This is a genomic window from Georgenia sp. Z2081, from assembly GCF_055326445.1.
The window spans coordinates 56,465-75,345 of the sequence record NZ_JBUZNK010000013.1; the positions used below are offsets into that span (position 1 = coordinate 56,465).

Annotated in this window: 18 protein-coding genes; 8 read left to right on the forward strand and 10 right to left on the reverse strand. The window is 72.5% G+C overall.

What is annotated here, in order from left to right; all coding sequences use genetic code 11:
* The first annotated feature begins 6 nt into the window (after nt 1-6).
* Complete coding sequence (locus ACZLKG_RS14795) at nt 7-429, forward strand: hypothetical protein (protein ID WP_463649136.1); 423 nt, start codon at nt 7-9, stop codon at nt 427-429.
* On the opposite strand, the gene ACZLKG_RS14800 is transcribed toward ACZLKG_RS14795, so the two are convergent.
* Both ACZLKG_RS14800 and ACZLKG_RS14805 read right to left on the reverse strand, forming a co-directional pair.
* Nucleotides 414-893 (reverse strand): anthrone oxygenase family protein, encoded by a 480-nt coding sequence (locus ACZLKG_RS14800; protein ID WP_463649137.1) that lies wholly within the window; start codon nt 891-893, stop codon nt 414-416. The genes ACZLKG_RS14795 and ACZLKG_RS14800 overlap by 16 nt on opposite strands.
* Nucleotides 890-1,756, reverse strand: coding sequence for an NAD(P)H-binding protein (locus tag ACZLKG_RS14805; RefSeq protein ID WP_463649138.1), 867 nt, complete (start codon nt 1,754-1,756; stop codon nt 890-892). The genes ACZLKG_RS14800 and ACZLKG_RS14805 overlap by 4 nt, the downstream gene beginning before the upstream one ends.
* A 161-nt stretch (nt 1,757-1,917) precedes the next feature.
* Between ACZLKG_RS14805 and ACZLKG_RS14810 the strand changes: the two genes are divergently transcribed.
* Complete coding sequence (locus ACZLKG_RS14810; protein WP_463649139.1) at nt 1,918-2,880, forward strand: AraC family transcriptional regulator; 963 nt, start codon at nt 1,918-1,920, stop codon at nt 2,878-2,880.
* 34 nt (nt 2,881-2,914) lie between these two features.
* Here ACZLKG_RS14810 and ACZLKG_RS14815 read toward each other — a convergent pair whose 3' ends face one another.
* On the reverse strand, nt 2,915-4,054 hold the full coding sequence (locus ACZLKG_RS14815; protein WP_463649140.1) for an acyltransferase family protein: 1,140 nt from the start codon (nt 4,052-4,054) through the stop codon (nt 2,915-2,917).
* A gap of 368 nt (nt 4,055-4,422) precedes the next feature.
* Between ACZLKG_RS14815 and ACZLKG_RS14820 the strand changes: the two genes are divergently transcribed.
* Entirely contained in the window at nt 4,423-5,232 is an 810-nt protein-coding gene (locus ACZLKG_RS14820) for a hypothetical protein (RefSeq protein ID WP_463649141.1), read from the forward strand.
* A gap of 107 nt (nt 5,233-5,339) precedes the next feature.
* On the opposite strand, the gene gcl is transcribed toward ACZLKG_RS14820, so the two are convergent.
* The 5 genes from gcl to ACZLKG_RS14845 all read right to left on the reverse strand — a co-directional run bounded on the left by gcl (nt 5,340) and on the right by ACZLKG_RS14845 (nt 10,997).
* Nucleotides 5,340-7,115 (reverse strand): glyoxylate carboligase, encoded by a 1,776-nt coding sequence (gene gcl, locus ACZLKG_RS14825; protein WP_463649142.1) that lies wholly within the window; start codon nt 7,113-7,115, stop codon nt 5,340-5,342.
* A gap of 25 nt (nt 7,116-7,140) precedes the next feature.
* Complete coding sequence (locus tag ACZLKG_RS14830) at nt 7,141-8,019, reverse strand: 2-hydroxy-3-oxopropionate reductase (RefSeq protein WP_463649143.1); 879 nt, start codon at nt 8,017-8,019, stop codon at nt 7,141-7,143.
* Nucleotides 8,020-8,051: 32 nt separating this feature from the next.
* Nucleotides 8,052-8,864: a hydroxypyruvate isomerase family protein gene (locus ACZLKG_RS14835; RefSeq protein WP_425709229.1), complete on the reverse strand. Its 813-nt coding sequence runs from the start codon at nt 8,862-8,864 to the stop codon at nt 8,052-8,054.
* A gap of 78 nt (nt 8,865-8,942) precedes the next feature.
* The gene (locus tag ACZLKG_RS14840) at nt 8,943-9,713 is read right to left on the reverse strand and encodes an IclR family transcriptional regulator (RefSeq protein WP_463649144.1); all 771 of its coding nucleotides are present in this window, start codon (nt 9,711-9,713) and stop codon (nt 8,943-8,945) included.
* A 12-nt stretch (nt 9,714-9,725) separates the two neighbouring features.
* On the reverse strand, nt 9,726-10,997 hold the full coding sequence (locus ACZLKG_RS14845) for a DUF6986 family protein (protein ID WP_463649145.1): 1,272 nt from the start codon (nt 10,995-10,997) through the stop codon (nt 9,726-9,728).
* A gap of 119 nt (nt 10,998-11,116) precedes the next feature.
* Between ACZLKG_RS14845 and ACZLKG_RS14850 the strand changes: the two genes are divergently transcribed.
* Nucleotides 11,117-11,869: an IclR family transcriptional regulator gene (locus ACZLKG_RS14850; RefSeq protein WP_425709232.1), complete on the forward strand. Its 753-nt coding sequence runs from the start codon at nt 11,117-11,119 to the stop codon at nt 11,867-11,869.
* Between the two features lie 12 nt (nt 11,870-11,881).
* Nucleotides 11,882-12,367 (forward strand): SufE family protein, encoded by a 486-nt coding sequence (locus tag ACZLKG_RS14855; RefSeq protein WP_425709233.1) that lies wholly within the window; start codon nt 11,882-11,884, stop codon nt 12,365-12,367.
* A gap of 29 nt (nt 12,368-12,396) precedes the next feature.
* Here ACZLKG_RS14855 and ACZLKG_RS14860 read toward each other — a convergent pair whose 3' ends face one another.
* Nucleotides 12,397-13,992, reverse strand: a complete 1,596-nt coding sequence (locus ACZLKG_RS14860) for a nucleobase:cation symporter-2 family protein (RefSeq protein ID WP_463649146.1) — start codon at nt 13,990-13,992, stop codon at nt 12,397-12,399.
* Nucleotides 13,993-14,042: 50 nt separating this feature from the next.
* Nucleotides 14,043-14,984: a factor-independent urate hydroxylase gene (pucL, locus tag ACZLKG_RS14865; RefSeq protein WP_463649147.1), complete on the reverse strand. Its 942-nt coding sequence runs from the start codon at nt 14,982-14,984 to the stop codon at nt 14,043-14,045.
* A gap of 269 nt (nt 14,985-15,253) precedes the next feature.
* Between pucL and ACZLKG_RS14870 the strand changes: the two genes are divergently transcribed.
* The 3 genes from ACZLKG_RS14870 (at nt 15,254) to ACZLKG_RS14880 (ending at nt 18,854) form a co-directional block, all read left to right on the forward strand.
* Nucleotides 15,254-15,757 (forward strand): nucleoside deaminase, encoded by a 504-nt coding sequence (locus ACZLKG_RS14870; RefSeq protein ID WP_425709236.1) that lies wholly within the window; start codon nt 15,254-15,256, stop codon nt 15,755-15,757.
* A gap of 264 nt (nt 15,758-16,021) precedes the next feature.
* Nucleotides 16,022-17,320, forward strand: a complete 1,299-nt coding sequence (gene guaD, locus ACZLKG_RS14875; RefSeq protein ID WP_425709237.1) for a guanine deaminase — start codon at nt 16,022-16,024, stop codon at nt 17,318-17,320.
* Nucleotides 17,321-17,390: 70 nt separating this feature from the next.
* A complete protein-coding gene (locus ACZLKG_RS14880; protein WP_425709238.1) occupies nt 17,391-18,854 on the forward strand; it encodes an NCS2 family permease in 1,464 nt (487 codons plus the stop codon).
* Nucleotides 18,855-18,881: the final 27 nt, after the last annotated feature.

Below are 18,881 nucleotides of genomic sequence, written 5' to 3' on the forward strand. Positions count from 1 at the left end.
ACCGCCATGACCACCGGAAACGACCCGCTCGACAACTGGGGCCCCGACGCGCCCGTCCACCGCGGGCGCGCCGACGGGTCGCACCCGTCCACCGGCGGCGGCACCGACCCAGGCAGGGCGGGTCACACCCCGGTCGGAGGGTCGGGCGCCGCGCATGCGCCGGCGGGCCGCGCCGCAGCCACCGGTTCCACCGCCGTGCGGAGGCGCACCAGGAACTACATGGTGGGTGCGATGGTCGTCGGCGACCTCGTCGTCATCGCGCTGGCCCTGCTCGTGTTCGAGCCGCCGGTGCGGTGGGTGCTCCTCGCCGTCGGCGTCCTCGGCCTCGGCGTGGCCGCGTACATGTGGAACATGGTCGGCAGGCAGATCCGGGGGCTCGAGGAGGACGAGCGCGCGCAGGGCGCGAACCCGCACTACCCGGACGCCTGACCAGGACTGACGCTCAGGACCATCGCGAGCAAGGCCGTCGCCGCCGTACCGGTCAGCGTCCTCAGGACGTTCCACCGCCGCCACGGCCGGTCGAACGCGGTGCGCGCGGCGGCGAGCTGCGCGGGGCTGCCGCCGGACGCCCGGTCGAGCGCGACGTTGAGGGGCACGTTGCGCGCGAAGGTGATCGTGAGCGTCGCCGCCGTCGCCACCAGGCCCGCGAGGAGCCAGGGCGATGCGGGGCGCGCAACGGTGGCCGCCACGATCGCGAGCGGCGTGCCGACGAGCACCAGGCCGAACAGCGGGTTCTGGATCGCCCGGTTGATCGAGCGCATCGAGGCGACGAACGCGGCGTCGTCGACCCTGGCCAGGCCCGGCATCACCGCGCAGGTGAACCCGAGGAACAGGCCGGCCGTCAACCCGTTGCCCACCGTGGCGGCGACGAGCGCGGCGGAGCCGGCGCTCACGGGACGACCACGCCGACGAGGGCGTCGATCGTCGCCCCGACCGGCGTCGTCACCCGGACCGTGCGGTGACCGCGGGGCGCCAACAGCCCGCGCGCATCCGCGCGGTAGAGCTCGGCGAGGCTCTGCGCCACGTGCGGCGCGAACCCAGCACCCTCGAGGGTGTCCGCCCAGGCGGACTCGGGCACGAGGGCGACGTGCAAATCGCGCCCGAGGGCCCGACCCAGCTCGGCGGCGACCTCCCGCTCGGTGACCTCGGGCCCGAGCACGTCGACCACCTCGCTCGCCCCGATCGGCGCCCGCAGCAGATCGGCGGCGACCTCGCCGAGATCCGCGGTCGCGCCCATCGCGACGGGCACGTCCGCCGAGCGCGCGAGGACCGGACAGACACCCTCGGCGCGCGCGACCTCGAGGACGTCGGCGACCTTCTCCTGGAAGTGCCCGGAGCGCATCGCCGTGAGGATCGTCGCCCCGCGCAGCGCCTCCTCCAGGCGGTGCAGCCCGGCGATCGGCCCGGTCCCCGAGGGGAGGTCGGCGCCGCCGGAGGAGAGCATGACGACGCGCGGCACGTCGGCGTCGGTGACGGCCCCGGCGATCGAGCGGACGAGCGCGTCGGCGTGACTCTCGAGGTCGTCGGCCCCCAGGTCGAACGGCAGCAGGACGAACATCGCGTCCGCGCCGCGCAGGGCGTCGGTCAGGCCGGCGCGGTCCGCGAGGTCGACGAGCCGGACGTCGGCGCCCGCCGCGCGCCAGCGCGCAGCATCGGGCTCGCGGCGAACGAGCACCCGTACCTCCTCCCCCGCCTCGAGCAGGCGGCGCGCGGCCGCTCCTCCGACGCGTCCGGTCACTCCGGCGATGACATACATGGCGTGCTCCCTCGTGGTGGTCGGCGCCCCGGCGCTCCCGGGACGGCGACCTCGACGCTAGGAGCCGACACATGGCGTTCCCAGCCCCGTTCCGCCCGTTTCCTTGCCCGATCGTCCGGATGCGCCCACAGCCCCGGGCGGAATGCGCAAGGATCGACGCCATGACGACGCGGCCCTGGGAGACGCACGACCGGCTGGCGCGCGCCCTGCAGACGCTGCGGATGCGCGGCCTGCTCCACACGCGCTCCGACCTGACCGCACCCTGGGCGCTACGGATGCCGACGGTCCCTGACTCGCTCAGCTTCCACGTGGTCACCTCGGGGGCGTGCCGGCTCGAGCTCGAGGGCGGCGAGACGGTCGAGCTCGCGGCCGGGGACCTGGCGCTCGTCCCGCACGGTCGGGGGCACGTGGTGGCCGGCGTCGATGGCGCCGGCACGCCGCGGCCCGTCGAGGACCTCCCGCAGCGCTGGTTCGGCGAGCACTACTCGGTGCTCGAGCACGGTGGCGGCGGCGCGCGCACACAGCTGGTCTGCGGCGTCGTCGCGTTCGACGAGCCGGCGGCGCGCGAGCTGACGACCAGGCTGCCGGCCGTACTGGTCGCCGAGGGGGACGGCTCGCCGATCGGATCGGCGATCCGGGACACGCTGCGGCTCATGGTCGACGAGCTCACCCGCCCGCGCCCGGGTGGCGAGGCGGTCGCGACGCGCCTCGCCGACATCCTCGTGGTCCAGGTCATCCGGGACTGGCTGGCCCGCGACGACGCCGTGCGTGACGGCTGGCTCACCGCCCTGCAGGACGAGCGGATCGGGCGGGCCCTCGACGCCGTCCACGCCGACCCCGGGGGGCACTGGAGCGTGGAACGGCTCGCGCGCACGGCGACGATGTCCCGGTCGACGTTCGCCGCACGGTTCGCCGAGCTCGTGGGCGAGACCCCGAACGGCTACGTCACGCGGTGGCGGATGCGGATCGCGCAGGAGCGCCTGGCCTCGGGCACGGCGACGGCCTCGCAGGTCGCCACCGAGCTCGGCTACCGCTCCGACGCGGCGTTCAGCCGGGCGTTCGTCCGGACGGTCGGGCAGACACCAGGTTCGGTCCGGTCCGCCGCGCGAACGTCCTCGTCCTGAGGCTCGCAGCGGCGCTCACCGCGGCCCGGGGGCGTCAACCGGACGGGGGGCCCCGTCGCTCGCGAGTTGCCCGGTCGGCCGCGTCGGGCGAGCTGGCCGCGTCGGGCGTGTCCGCCACGTCGGGCGGGTCCGCCGGTGCGGACGCGACGACGCGAGTCGACCGGGCGGACGCCCCACTGCCCCCGTCACCGAGCACCAGGCGGCGCAGCCACCGCGGCTCGGCCAGGATCCCGTCGAACGGCAGCCTGTCGCACACGACGTGAAGCAGCACAGAGAGGCCGACCGCGTATACGACGAGGACGACGAAGACGAGTCCGGGGCGCGGCTCGGCGAGGGGGTACGCCGGCCCGACCAGCAGCCACATCGCCACAAGAAGCAGCGGCATGTGAGCCACGTAGATCGCCAGGGTGCGCCGCCCCAGCCAGCTCCACATCCCGCCCCCGGGGAGTCGGGACAGCACGATCCCCAGGAGCGCGACCGCCGGAAGTCCCAGGACCACCAGCAGGAGGCCGTCAATCTGGACGGTAGTGAGCACGAGACCGAACTCGTTGCGGGCGACGGCGAGCGGGACGAAACAGAGCACGGAGAGGGCACCCGCCAAAGCGAGCCACCGCTGCCGAACACGCAGGACAGGCGCAACGAGGAAGCCGACGAAGAAGAAGGGCGCCTGCGTGAAGAACGGCTCCGTCTGCCTGCCGAGGTCCGGGTAGACCGGGATCAGCACCATCGCCACAGCTACGGCCCCGAGGAGCACCGGGTGGGAGCGCAGGAGGCGCGCCACCAACGTCATGACGGCGAGCGACCAGATGAACCACAGGTAGTCCTCGGGAAGCAGGACCTGGTCGGCCATCCAACGCACGGGCCCGTACGGCATCGCCACGTCGGCCGAGAAGCGCGAGCTTCGAACCAGGAGCTCGACGAGCAGCCACACGCCCAGCACCCACACCATCGGAACGATCCGGGTACCGAGAACCGTCCGCCACGAGCGCGTGGCGGCGTGACGGAAGAGGACCCCGGAGAGGAGGAACAGGGCGGGGATGCGGATCACCTGCGCCACTCGCACCGCAGGCTCGAGCTCGGGGACCGCCATGTCGTATCGGCCAATGAAGAAGAGCGCGTGTCCCACGACGACGAGGATGACGAGAAAGCCTCGCGCGGAGTCGAGCCACTGCACCCGGGGGCGAGCAGGCTGGACGGATCCGGGGGGCCAGGGCCGAGTCGGCTCTGTCGCCGCGCCCTCCTCGGCCGTCGGTGCGGGAGACTGTGAGTGTTCTGCCCGCGAGGATCGGCCGGATGAGTCGTCGTGAGTCACGCGGCCAAGAACTCTCGCGGCAATCGCACCGGGGTCGGGCCTACCGCCCGCACGCCTCCGATAACGATGCTCATCGTGCGAGCCTAACGAACGCGACCGGCTGTCGGCCGTGGGAGCGATGATGCCGACCCGGGCCGAACTCCCCGTCCGGACGGCGCCGCGGAGGACGACGATCCACGACGATCGTGGCGTCCACCCGCCCGAACGCCGTCCCTGAGAGCCGGAGCGCCATGGCCCCCTCCCCGCCCCCGCACGCCGGTCCCCCCGCGCACGAGCGAGACGGGCTCCGTGAGCCGTGCCCGGCGTCGCCACCGGGCCGCGGGCACGTCATCGCGGGGCTGGGCCCGGACCGGGAGGCGACCACCGGCCGCATCGTCCTCTACGCCATGCTCCTGGTCCCCGCGCTGGTGCTCACCGCGCTGCTCATCGGCGCCCTCGTCGACGCGATCGACCCGCCGCCCGTCGGCCCCCTGCAGGTCGAGATGCCCTGGTCCCCCGTACCGGTGCTGGTCATCGGGACCGTGCTCCTCCACGTCGTCGGCGCGATCGGGGTCCTCGGCGTGGGGATCGTCCAGCAGGCCCGTCGACGCACGCTCGGCGAGGAGGCGATCCAGCTGCTCGTCACCACCGCCGGCGTGACCGGTCCGGGTGGGATCGACATCCCCTGGGAGGAGATCAGGGGTGTGCGCGTGGGCGCGCTCCCGGTCGCGCACGGTGCCGACGTCGTCGAGGTCGCCGGCATCTGGCTCCTCCGGAACATGGGCCGGTCCGGGCGCCAGGGGCGGCACCTCGCGGAGCGCGCGGTGACGGGCTCGGTCCGTCGACGCCCGCCGGTGGTGGTCCTCGTCGACCTCGTCACGCCCGGCGGCGTCGTCGAGCGTGCCCGCACGGACCGACAGCGCCGGGCGGTCGACGTCCTCGGACCGTCGCCGCACGTGCGGATCGAGCTCGTCGACCACCCCGCCGAGCGTCTCGGCATCGTCGTCCGCGTCCTCGCCGAGGAGCTGGGTCGGCGCGGGCTCGGTCTCTACGAGATGTGACGACGAGTGAGCGGCAATCTGTCTCGACATAGAGACAGATTGCCGCTCACTCGTCAGGTTGATCGGCACCTCACCCGCCGGGCCGGAGCCGGCAGGCAGCGTGGACGTCAGTCGAGCAGGGCGGTCGCCGTGGGCGAGTCCGTGGCCGACAGCGAGAGCTCCTCGAACTCGTTGACACCGTCGAGCTCGGCCCCCATGGAGATGTTGGTGACCCGCTCGAGGATGACCTCGACGACGACGGGCACGCGGGACTCCTCCGCCATCGCCTGCGCCTTGGTGAACGCGGACTCGAGGTCGTCGGGGTCCGAGACCCGGATCGCCTTGCAGCCCAGCCCCTCGGCCACCTTGACGTGGTCGACGCCGTAGCCGCCGTGCTCGGTCGAGTTGATGTTCTCGAAGGCCAGGGACACGTGGTAGTCCATGTCGAACGCGCGCTGCGACTGGCGGATGAGCCCCAGGTAGGCGTTGTTGACGACCACGTGGACGTACGGCAGGTGGTGCTGCGCGCCCACCGCGAGCTCCTCGAGCATGAACTGGAAGTCGTAGTCGCCCGACAGCGCGACGACCTTCTTGTCCGGCACTCCGGTCGCGACCCCGAGGGCGGCGGGACCGGTCCAGCCCAGCGGGCCGGCCTGTCCGGCGTTGATCCAGTGCCGCGAGGCGTAGGTGTGGAGGAACTGGGCGCCGGCGATCTGCGACAGGCCGATCGTCGTCACGTAGACGGTGTCCCGGTCGAACGCCCGGTTCATCTCCTGGTAGACGCGCTGCGGCTTGATGGGCGTCTCGGGGAAGTTCGTCTTGCGCTGCAGCGTGCTCTTGCGCTGCTGCGAGTCGGCGACCCACGCCGCGTAGTCCGGCAGCGAGCCGGCGGCCCTGCGCTCCTTGGCGATCTCGACCGCGCTGCGCAGGAAGGCCCCGGCGTCGGACGTGATGCCGTAGTCGGGCGCGAAGACGCGGCCGATCTGCGTCGGCTCGATGTCGACGTGGACGAACGTGCGACCGCGGCGGTAGACCTCGAGGCCGCCGGTGTGCCGGTTGGCCCACCGGTTGCCGACCCCGAGGACGAAGTCGGACTCGAGGAAGGTCGCGTTGGCGTAGCGGTGCGACGTCTGGATGCCCGCCATGCCCGCGGACAGCGGGTGGTCGTCCGCGATGGCGCCCCACCCCATGAGGGTGGAGACGACCGGGATGTTCAGCGTCTCGGCGAGCTCGACGAGCTCCGCCTCGGCGCCGGCGTTGACGATGCCCCCGCCCGCGACCACGAGCGGCCGCTCGGCGGCCTGCAGCATGTCCAGCGCCTTGGCCACCTGGCGGCGGGTGGCGGCGGGCTGCTGCACGGGCAGCGGCTCGTAGGTGTCCGGGTCGAACTCGATCTCGGCGAGCTGGACGTCGAGCGGGAGGTCGATGAGCACCGGGCCCGGACGACCGGAGCGCATGAGCTGGAACGCCTTGGCGAACACGCCGGGGACCTGTGCGGCCTCGAGGACGGTCTTCGCCATCTTCGTCACCGGTGCGGCGATCGAGGCGATGTCGACCGCCTGGAAGTCCTCCTTGTCGAGCTTCGCGACGGGCGCCTGGCCGGTGAGGCACAGGATCGGCACCGAGTCGGCCCACGCGGCGTACAGGCCGGTGATCATGTCGGTGCCGGCCGGGCCGGAGGTGCCGATGCAGACGCCGATGTTGCCGCGCTCGGCGCGGGTGTAGCCGTCGGCCATGTGCGAGGCGCCCTCGACGTGGCGGGCCAGGACGTGGTGGATGCCGCCGTGCTTGCGCATGGCGTCGTACAGCGGGTTGATGGCGGCGCCCGGGAGGCCGAAGGCCTGGGTGGCGTTCTCCTTCTCGAGGATGGCCACCGCGGCGTCGACCGCTCTCATTCGAGGCATGACGTTCTCCTTGTGGTTCGGTGGGTCACTCGCGCCCGGACAGGCGGGCGATGGTCTGGAACAGGCCGGAGTGGTCGAGCTGGCCGTCCCCGGCGGCCCGGGCGGCGGCCATGAGCTGGCCGACGAGCGCGCCGACGGGGGCGACGACGCCCTCCTCGCGCGCGGCGGACGTGAAGATGCCCAGGTCCTTGTGGTGCAGGTCGATCCGGAAGCCGGGATCGAAGGAGCGGTCGAGGATCTTCTGCGCCTTCTGGTCGAGCACGGCCGAGCCGGCGAGCCCGCCGCCCAGCACCTCGATCGCGGCCGTCGTGTCGACGCCGTAGGCCTCGAGGAAGACGACGGCCTCGGCCAGCAGCGCGATGTTGCCGGCGACGATGAGCTGGTTGGCCGCCTTGACGGTCTGGCCGGAACCGGACGGTCCGACGTGGACGATCGTCTTGCCCACGACGTCGAAGATCTCCTTGGCGGCGGCGAAGTCCTCGTCCGCACCGCCCACCATGATCGACAGCGCCGCGTTCTTCGCGCCGGCCTCGCCGCCGGACACCGGGGCGTCGAGGAGGCGGATGCCCTTCTCGCGGGCCGCCTCGGCGAGCTCGACGGTGACGTCGGGGCGGATCGAGGAGAAGTCGATGACGAGAGTGCCCTGCGCGGCGTTGGCGTACACGCCGTCCTCGCCGGTGAGGACGTCCGTCACGTCGGGCGAGTCCGGGACCATGACGGCGACGACGTCGGCACCGGTCACGGCCTCTGCCACCGAGGAGGCGGCGGTGCCGCCGGCCTCGACGAGGGGGGCGGTCTTGTCGGGGGTGCGGTTGTAGCCCCGCACGTCGTGCCCGGCGTTCTGCAGGTGGACGGCCATCGGGCTGCCCATGATGCCGAGGCCGATGAAGGCGATGGTGCTCATTGGTCTCTCCCCTTGTCGGAGGTGGTGGGTGGTCAGGCGGAGCGCTGCTCGCGCGGGAGCCAGGCGAACGGGTCGGCGTCGGAGGTCTTGTACTCCAGCCCGACCGGGCCGGCGTAGCCGGTGGCGCGGATGTCGTCGATCCAGCGCGTGATCGGCAGCTCGCCGCTGCCGGGGGCGCCGCGCCCGGGGGCGTCGGCGATCTGGACGTGGGCGACGCGGTCCGCGTACCGGGCGATCTCGGCGTCCACGTCGGCCCCGTTGACGGCCAGGTGGTACACGTCGAGGAGGAGGCCGAGGTTGGTCGCGCCGTGCTCGTCGCGCACCCGGTCGAGGACGCCCACGACGTCGGCGGACGTCTTCAGCGGGTAGGCGTCCGCGCCGGAGACGGGCTCGAGGAGGACGGTGCCGCCGATGCGGTCGACGGCCCGGGCGGCCAGGGCGAGGTTCTCGGCACCGAGGTCGTCCTGGGCCGCCGGGTCCTCGCCATCGACCCGGTTGCCGTACAGCGCGTTGAAGGCGCGGCAGCCGGTGCGCTCGCCGATCGTGGTGACGACGTCGAGGTTCGCGCGCAGCTCGTCCGAGCGCGCGGGCCAGGAGATCAGGCCACGGTCGCCGCCGGGCATGTCGCCGGCGTTGAAGTTGAGGCCCGTCAGCTGCACGCCGGCGTCGGCGAGCGCGCGGACGAGCTCGTCGACCTCGGCCTGGTCGGGGGTCGAGGTGGGGAACGGCCACCACAGCTCGACGCCGGTGAAGCCGGCGGCCCGCGCGGCGGCCGGACGCTCGAGGAGCGGCAGGTCGGTGAGCAGGATCGAGCAGTTGACGGTGTACAGGACGTCGTCGGCCATCAGGTTCCTTTTCCGCTTTGTGGATGTTTACTTCCTGATGTCGAAAACGCTAGCAGGGTGCCCGAGGGTGGTCAACCGTCAGTGCACGGCTCCGGTGAGCTCGGGGCTCAGCGCGCGCGCCAGCTGCTCGGCCGCGTCGTGGAGCAGCGGCACGGCCCGCCGCCCGAAGGCGTCGTCGACCCGGGAGGTGGGACCCGAGACCGAGATTCCGCAGCGCACGTGGTCCCCCGGCACGGCCACGGCGTAGCAGCGCACGCCGATCTCCTGCTCCTCGTCGTCGACGGAGTAGCCCTGCGCCCGCACCACGTCGAGGCGCTCGACGAGCTCCTCGAGCGTCGCGGATGCCCGTTCCGTCGGCCGGTCGATCTGCCGGCCGACCACGCGCTCGACCTCGTCGTCCGGCATCGTCGCCAGGATGGCCTTCCCGACCCCGGTCGCGTGGGCGAGCGCGCGGCGCCCGACCTCGGTGAACATCCGCATCGACCGGGTGGACTGCACCTGGCCGACGTACACGATCGTCTGGCCGTCGAGCGTGGCCATGTTCGCGCTCTCCCCCAGCTCCTCGGCGATCCGTTGGAGCACCGGCCGCCCGACCGCGCCGAGCCGCCGGTTCGCCGCCTCGCCGAGCGGGACCAGCCGGGCACCGAGCGTGTACCGGCGGTCCGGCGACTGGCGCACGTAGCCGAGCCCGACCATGGTGCGCAGGAACCGGTGGATCGTCGGGAGCGGCAGGTCGGCGGCGGCCGAGAGCTCGCTGATCGTCGCCTCGCCGCCCGCCGCCGCGATGAGCTCCAGCACGTGGAAGGCGCGCTCGACGGACTGCACGCCCCCGCTCCTGGTCGTCGCCATCGAGCGCCTCCCTCAGTGCCGCCGGCCGGGGGGCCGGCCGGCGAGCGCGTCGACCTCGTCCGCACCGGCGCCGACGGACCCCTCGACCTCGGCGGCGGAGATCGCGCCGCAGTCGAGGCCGCGGGCGAGGAACCACGCCAGCGCGCGCGCCGTCGCGGGCTCGTCCATCACGGCGCCCTCCTCCTTCGAGAGGTAGGCGCGCAGGCGCTGCGCCGCGGACAGGAATCCCTCGCGGTAGTAGGCGTAGGTCACGGCGAACCGTCCCGGCAGGTGCCCGGGGTGCATGTCCCAGCCCTGGTGGTAGCCGCGCTCGAGCGAGCGGCGCACGAGCCGGCCGTGCAGGGACCACGCCGCGCGCACCTGGTCCGCGTCGCCGACGGGCAGGACGTTGGTCGAGCCGTCCGAGAGCCGCACGCCGGTGCCGGCCGCGGCCAGCTGCATGACCGCCTTCGCGTGGTCCGCCGCCGGGTGCTCCATCGACTGGTAGCGGGCGGCGATGCCGAGCGAGGCGGAGTAGTCGTACGTCCCATAGTGCAGCCCGGTCACGCGCGGCGCACCGGCGTGGATCATCCGCGCCACCAGCGCCGTGCCGTCCGCGCCGAGGACCGCCTGCGGCGTCTCGACCTGGATCTCGAACCGCAGCCGGCCGGCGGGCAGGCCGTGGACCGCCTCGAGCCGCTCGCACAGCACCACCATCGCCTCGACCTGCTCGACCGACGTGACCTTCGGCAGCGTGAGGACAAACCCGTCCGGGAGCGGGCCGGACGACGCGAGCTCGCCGACCACGAGATCGAGGGTGCGCACGCCGCGCGCCCTCGTCGCGCGCTCGAGGCACTTGAAGCGGATGCCGACGAACGGGGTGGACGTCCCGGCGTCGATCTCGGCGCGCACCGCGCGGGCGGCCGCGAGCGCGTCGTCGTCCTCGGCGTCGCCGTGATCCCCGTACCCGTCCTCGAGGTCGATGCGCAGGTCCTCGACCGGCTCGGTGGCCAGCTTGTCCGTCACCAGGGCGCCGACGCTCTCGCGCAGCTCGTCGGGCACGCCGACGGCCTCGAGCAGCGCGGACGTCCCGCCGCCGCGCTCGATCACCTCGAGCGACTGGGTGCCCCATTCGCGCGCGAGCCCGGCGCGGAAGCGGTGCGCCGGCACGTACACGGTGTGCACCGGCTGGCGCGTGCCGTCGTCGCCCGGGTAGTCCGCCTCGAGGCGCTCGTCGGCTCCGGCGAGCATCGCGTCGACCTCGGCGAGGGTCTCCGGCGCCAGGGAGGGGCTCGAGCTGGTCATGGTTGCACTCCGATCGTTCGGACGGTGAGTTCCGTCATATGGAAGTATGGAGAGGTCGACGGGCGGTGCGGCAGCCCCGGCCCGTCCTCGGCAGCACCCTCACAGACCAGGAAGAGATGATGGCCTCCAGCTCCGGCGTCCAGTCCGTGGACCGCGCGATCGACCTCCTCGAGCTCCTCACGGACCTGGGGGGTGACGCGGCGCTGAGCGAGCTCGCCGAGGCCTCCGAGCTGCCCCTGCCCACCATCCACCGCATCCTGCGCACGATGGTCGACCGTGGGTACGCCCGGCAGCTTGCCTCGCGGCGCTACACGCTGGGCCCGCGCCTCATCCGGCTCGGCGAGAGCGCAGGCCGGCAGTTCGGCGTCGGCGCCCGCCCCCACCTCGAGCGGGTGGCGCGCGAGCTCGGCGAGAGCGCCAACCTCGCGATGATCGACCGGGACATGGCCGTGTACGTCGCCCAGGCGGCCTCCTCGCGCTCGATGCGGACGTTCACGGAGGTGGGCCGCCGCGTGTACTGCCACTGCACGGGCGTGGGGAAGATGGTCCTCTCGGAGCTCCCCGAGGTGACGGTGCGCGAGATCGTCGGCCGCGTGGGCATGCCCTCGCACACGGAACGCTCGATCGAGTCGCTCGAGGATCTGCTCGTCGAGCTCGACACGATCCGCGACCGCGGCTACTCGATCGACGACGAGGAGCAGGAGGCCGGCGTGCGCTGCTACGCCGTCTCCGTACCAGGGGCACCGACGCCGACCGCGCTGTCCGTCTCGGGTCCGGCACCCCGGGTGACCGACGACTTCGGCCGCCGGGCGGTACCGATCCTGCACGAGGTCGCCGCGGCGATCGCCACCGACCTGCTCCCGTCGGCCTGACGGAGGGGCACGATGACCGACGACGACCTGCACGACCTGCGTCCGGCACTCGCGGACATCGCCCGCGACCTGGGTGCGCTCCCCGCACCCGAACGGGTCCAGCTGCTCGTCGAGCTGGGCGACGACCTCCCGGAGCTCCCCCAGCGGCTCCGCGACCACCCCGAGCTGCTCGAGGCCGTCCGCGAGTGCCAGGCCCCGGTCTTCGTGCGCGCCGAGGTGGCAGGCACCGGGACGGACGCCCCGGTGACGATCCACGTCTCCGCCGCGCCGCAGGCCCCGGTGACGCGGGGCTTCGCTGGCATCGTCACCGCGGGGCTCGCCGGTGCGACCGCGGGCGAGGTGCTGGCCGTGCCCGCGGACCTGCCCTCCCGGCTGGCGCTGGCCGACGTCGTCAGCCCGCTCCGGCTCCAGGGGATGGCGGGACTGCTCACCCGGGTCCGCCGGCAGGTGGCCGAGGCGGCCGGGCTGCACCGGCCGGCCGACGGCACCGACGGGTGACCCCCGGCCCGTGACCGACCGGCGCCCGGTCATCGTCGCGGTTCGTCCCGCAGGTGCGGCCACGCGAGCTCAGCGTCGCTCGCCCGGTCGGCCTCGCGGTCGATCGCCGAGGCGGAGCCGGAACGCCGCCCGTGCCCGGACCGCCGGCGTACGGTCCGTTCCGCCTGCTCCCGCGCCTCATGCTCGGCCTTCCTGCGCCGGTCGAGCTGCGCGAAGTAGGCCGAGCGCCGCTCCTGGACGTCGCCGGCGACGTTGGCTCGGGCGGTCGAGCCGGCCGTGAACACCGAGGGGTCCTCGCGCCGGCCCCAGCGGAACTCGTTGAAGAACAGGTTGAGGATGACCGCGACGATCGCGGCCGCGCTGATGCCCGAGTGGAAGATCATGCCCACCCAGGTGGGGAAGTCGTCGTAGAAGCTGGGCATCGCGATCGGGATGACACCGAAGGCGAGCGCCGTCGCGACGAGGGTGAGGTTGAGGTTGCCGTCGTACTTCACCTTCGACAGCGTCCGGATGCCCGCGACCGCGACCGAGCCGAAGAGCACGACCCCGGCGCCTCCCAGGACCGGGTTGGGGATGGCGGCGACGACTCGGCCGAGCAGCGGCACGAGCCCGAACAGCACGAGCACGCCACCACCGGCGGCGACGGCGAACCGGCTCTTGATGCCCGTGATCGCGACGAGCCCGACGTTCTGGGAGAAGGTCGTCACCGGGAAGGTGTTGAGCACCGGCGCGACGACGGTCGTGATCATGTCCGAGCGCAGGCCGTCACCGACGCGGCGTGAGTCGGCCTTGGTGTCGATGATCTCGCCGACCGCGAGGATGTCCGCCACGGTCTCGGTCATCGCGATGAAGATGACGACGGTCATCGAGATGATGGCCCCGACCTCGAACGTCGGCATGCCGAAGTGGAACAGCGAGGGCAGCGCGAAGGTGTCGCCGTCCCCGACCGCCGAGAAGTCAGCCATCCCGATGGCGGCGGCGAAGGCCGTACCGATGACGAGCCCGAGCAGGATCGACAGTCGGGAAAGGGTGCCCGAGGCGAACCTGCTGAGCACGAGGATGACGATGAGCGTGAACATCGCCAGCCCGATGTTGCCCGCGGAGCCCCAGTCCGGGTCTGCGTCGCTGCTGCCCATCATCCAGCCGGCCGCCACCGGGAGCAGCGAGATGCCGATGGTCGTGATGATGGTGCCCGTGACGACGGGCGGGAAGAAGCGGACGACCTGGGAGAAGAACGGGGAGACGATGAGCCCGATCGCCCCCGCCACGAGGACGGAACCGAAGATCGTGGTGATGCTGCCCCCGCCGGAGACGACGGCGACCATCGTGGAGACGGAGACGAACGAGATCCCCTGCACCACCGGCAGCTGCGAGCCGAAGAACGGCAGCCCGAGCGTCTGCAGCAGCGTGCCGAGACCGCTGACGAGCAGTCCTGCGGAGATGAGGATCCCCATGTCGGTGGCGCTCAGCCCGGCGGCCTGGCCGACGATGATGGGCGGCGCGACGATCCCGCCGAGCATCGTCAGGACGTGCTGCAACCCGTACAGCAGTGTCCGTCCGGGCGGGTAGGTCTCGTCCTCGGGGCGCTGGCCCTTCACGACGTCGTCGGACGTGGTCGTATTCATCCTGGCTCCCTTGCTCAGGTGGGTGGGTCGCTGCGTGACGCTCGCAGGTTTCAGCAGAAGCCCGCAGAGGTGGCCCAGGCGCGCGGCTCGGGGGCGACCCCGTCGCGGCGGACCTCGGCCTCGATGAGGCCGTAGGGGCGGTCGGCGGCATAGAAGACCTCGTTCGGGTTGTCGAGCCCGTACTGGTCCAGGTCCACGAGGAAGTGGTGGAGGTTCGGCATGGAGAAGCGGAACTCCGCGATCTCCGGGTGCGCCTCGAGCGCACGCCTGCCCATCTCGAACAGGGTCTGCTGGAGCGCGAGCGAGTGGACGTCGGCGAAGGTCTCGAGCAGGATGCGGCGCACGTCGTCGTAGACGGCGTTGAAGTCGATCGCGGTGTCGAGGTAGCGCCACTTCGCGGTCACCGAGGTCGCGAGCACGCGGTCGGTCGTCTCGACGAGCGAGGTGAAGCGGTCGCGCGGGAAGCCGTGGAACTCCGACCCGGTCGACTTCAGCACCGCCAGGTCCTCCAGGCCGGCCACGACGAACGTGTCCGCGCCGTGGCGCTGGACGAGGGCGGTCCGGGTCTCGACGTCGGTGCGGACGAAGGAGTGGTTGTGCTCACCGTCGGTGGAGTTCCGGTCCAGCGAGGTGGGGATGTGCTCCCACGTGTGCTCCTTGACGAGCCAGCGCCCGCCGGAGACCCAGTCGAAGGAGCTGGTGAAGTGCTCGGCCAGGCGCAGGCCGAACGCCTCGGGCGAGCCGATGCCGTCGCGGGCCAGGCCGAAGACCGTGTTCTTCTGGGTGTCGGTGGCCACGACGGGGCTGTTGTCGCCCTCGGTGTGGGCCACGGTGAAGTCGCCGCGGAGCTGGGAGGTCACCGACAGGTCGGTGATGCAGTGGCGCGCCTCCTGGCGGTCGACCTTGACGAGGCGGACCTCGGCCTTGCCGTACTGGTTCTCACCCAGGACGATCCGACCGGTGTCCGTGGTGGCGGTGGTGCTCTCGGTCATGCCCAGCTCCCTCGATGGTGCGTGCGGTGCCGTCCGGGCGGCGGTCGACCGGACGCGATCCACCCGCGCGTCGCGTCCGGGCGAAGATCGTCGGTGTCGGGCGGCCCCGCTGACGACAATGTCATTTTCATGTGGCGGAATAACTAGTCCACCATGCGGCATCAACCTACGGGGGTGCCGGGGGCGTGTCAAGACCGCGGGCAAGGGCTCCTCGAGGGCCGTTACGGTGGCGGACGACGCCCCTACCGACCGCCGCGAAGGAGCCAGACATGACGTCGCCCAGGGCGAACGCCCCGGCCACCCCCGAGGACCTGCGCCGGCTGCGCGAGGCCGTCGACCGGTCCGCCGCGGCCCGCGCGGACGGCCGGCACCCGTTCGCCGCGACCGTCGTCGCCGCCGACGGCCGGCCCCTCGCCGAGGCCGCGAACCGCTCGACCGGCCCGGACGGGGACCCGACGCAGCACGCCGAGCTGCTCGCCGTCGCCTCGGCCGCCCGCGCGGTGGGCCCCGAGGGCATGCGCGGCAGCACGCTGTACACGAGCGCCGAGCCGTGCGCCATGTGCGCCGGGGCGGCCTACTGGACCGGGATCGACCGCGTGGTCTACGCGCTGAGCGAGTCCCGCCTGCTCGAGCTGACCGGGTCCCATCCGGAGAACCCGACGCTCGACCTGCCCTGCCGCGAGGTCTTCGCGCGCGGCCAGCGGGAGGTCGCCGTCTCGGGCCCCCACCTCGAGGACGAGGCCGCCCGGGCGCACGCGGGATTCTGGTCCTGACAAGACGCGGACGCGACCACCGATCGCTTCCGCGTTCCGAAAGTTCCCTTCCATAACCTCTTGCGTGTCGAGCGCCGCCCCGCTAACGTCCCTGCACGACGCGTCGTTGTTCCCGGCATGGATAACCATCGGCGCGGTGCAGACCTCAACCGTGCCGCTGCTGCAGCCTCCGCCCTCGGGTGACGCCGGCTGCGTACAGGAGCGAATGGCGATGGCGCCGACACGACACTCCCCTGCCTGCCTCGACCACGAGGCGGTGCGCACGTGACGATCTACCGCGCACTGGTCCTCGACACCCCGGGCGACCCGACCGCGACCGACCGACCCGCCGAGCTGCGCTCCCACGAGGACTGCGCGCTCGTCGTCGAGGGCGGCACGATCGTCGCCCGCACCGACTACGCGACCGCGCGGGCCGAGCACCCCGAGCACGACGTCGTCGACATCCGTGACGGCGTGCTGCTGCCCGGACTGGTCGACACCCACGTCCACTACCCGCAGGTACGGGCCATCGGCGGCCTCGGGATGCCGCTGCTCGACTGGCTCGATGCCTGCGCGCTGCCCGAGGAGGCCCGGCTCTCCGACCCGACGTACGCCCGCGGGGTCGCCCGGGACTTCGTCGACGGCCTGCTCGGTGCGGGCACGACGACGGCGCTCGTGTTCGGCTCCCACTTCGAGGGCGCGGTGGACGCCCTGTTCACCGAGGCCGAGGCGACGGGGCTGCGCGTCACCTCCGGGCTCGTCGTGTCGGACCGGACGCTGCCGGGCGAGCTCCTGACGACCCCCGAGGAGTCGCTCGCGGCCGGGCGGCGCCTCGCGGAGCGCTGGCACGGACGGGGACGTCTGCGGTACGCGGTCACGCCCAGGTTCGCCCTCTCGACGACGGACGAGATGCTCGCCGCGTGCGGGGAGCTCCTCGGTGACGACACGTGGTTCACGACGCACGTCAACGAGAACGTCCAGGAGATCGCCGACGTCCGCGAGCTGTTCCCCGACGCCCGGCACTACGTGGACACCTACGACCAGCACGGTCTCATCGGCGAGCGCTCGGTGTTCGCCCACAACGTCCACCCGACGCCGCACGGCCTCGAGGTGCTCGGCGCGGCGGGAGCCGCAGTGGCCCACTGCCCCACCTCCAACGCGGCGCTCGGCAGCGGGCTCTTCCCGCTGCGCGCGCACCTCGCGGCGGGCGTGCGCGTGGCGCTGGGCTCCGACGTCGGGGCCGGGACCGGTTTCAGCCTCCTCAAGGAGGGGCTGCAGGCCTACTTCGCGCAGCAGCTGCTCGGGGCGGACGGCGTGCCGCTCGCGGCCCCGGACCTGCTGCACCTCGCCACGCGCTCGGGAGCCACCGCGCTCGGCCTGGACGAGAGCGTCGGCGACCTGTCGGTCGGCAAGCAGCTCGACGCCGTGCTGCTGCGGCCCGGCCCGCGTGGCGCCCTGCGCACCGCGCTGCGCCACGCGAGCGACCCGACCGATGCGCTGGCGAAGATCTTCGCCCTCGGCACCCCTGCCGACATCGACACCGTGTGGATCGGCGGCGACGTCGCCGACGGTCCCCGCGCCTGACCCGCACGTCACCGCAGCAGCCACCCCGTCCGCAGTCCTCAGCGCGACACGTACGCCCATGGAGGCCCGCATGACCAGCAAGAAGGACGCGAGGTCCGACCGGACCCGCAGCGCCACACGCGACCACGCCGACGCGACGACGCGTCCGGCCGACGTCGCGGACAGTCCCGAGAAGCCCGCACCCAAGGGATGGCTCGACCGGTGGTTCGGCATCACCGCCTCGGGTTCGACGATCCCGCGCGAGCTGCGCGCGGGCCTCGTCACGTTCCTCACGATGAGCTACATCCTCTTCGTCAACCCCGAGGTGCTCGGGGCGGCGATCGACATCCCGAACGGGCAGGTCCAGCTCCTCATGACCACGGCGATGGCCGCCGCCATCGGCTGTCTGCTCATGGGGGTGATCGCGCGGTACCCGTTCGCTCAGGCACCCGGCATGGGTCTCAACGCCTTCTTCTCCTTCACCGTGGTGCTGGGGATGGGCGTGGAGTGGCAGACCGCGCTCGGTGCAGTGTTCATCTCCGGCATCCTCTTCGTGGTGCTCAGCGTCGTCGGCGCCCGCAAGGCGATCGTCATGGCGATCCCCATGAGCCTCAAGCTCGCCATCATGGCCGGCATCGGCTGCTTCCTCGCGTTCCTCGGGCTGCGCAACGCCGGCCTCGTCATCACCGACGAGGCCACGCTCGTCACCCTCGGCGACCTCACCGCGCCGGACGCCTGGATCGCCGTCGTCGGGCTGCTCATCACCGCCGTCCTGCTGCAGCTGCGGATCAAGGGCGCGCTCCTGTGGGGCATCATCGCCTCCGCGATCATCGCGATCATCTCCCGCGCCGAGGTCTACTCGTCCGCCGACGGCACGCCGCAGGCGTTCCAGGGCTTCACCGACGGCATCGTCGCCGCTCCGGTGTGGCCCTCCGACCTCGTCGGACAGCTCGACATCGCCGGCGCCATCGGGATCGGGCTGTTCAGCGTCGTGTTCACGTTCTTCTTCGTCGACTTCTTCGACGCGACCGGGACCCTGACCGGTCTCGCGCAGAAGTCCGGCCACCTCTCGGAGACCGGCGACATGCCGCGGGCGAAGACGGCCTTCTCGATGGACGGACTGGCCACGATGGTCGGCGCGACGCTCGGCACGTCGACCGTGAGTGCCTACGTCGAGAGCGCGTCCGGCATCCAGGACGGCGGGCGCACCGGCGTCAGCTCGTCGTTCACCGGAATCCTGTTCGCCGCCTCGATGCTGCTGTGGCCGGTCATGGGCGCCGTCCCCGGCGCCGCCACCGCACCGATCCTCGTCCTCGTCGGCGCGATGATGATGGACGGGATCCGGCACATCGACTGGGACGAGATCGCCGAGGGCGTGCCCTCCTTCCTCACGATCATCGTCATGCCGCTGACGTTCTCGATCGCCAACGGCGTGAGCATCGGCGTCATCAGCTACTGCGCGATCCAGATGTTCACCGGCGGCATCCGCAAGGTGCACCCGGTGCTCTACGTCGTCGCCATCCTGCTCGCCGTGAGATACGTCTTCTTCGTCTAGGCACCAGCGCACCGACCGTCCAGGTGC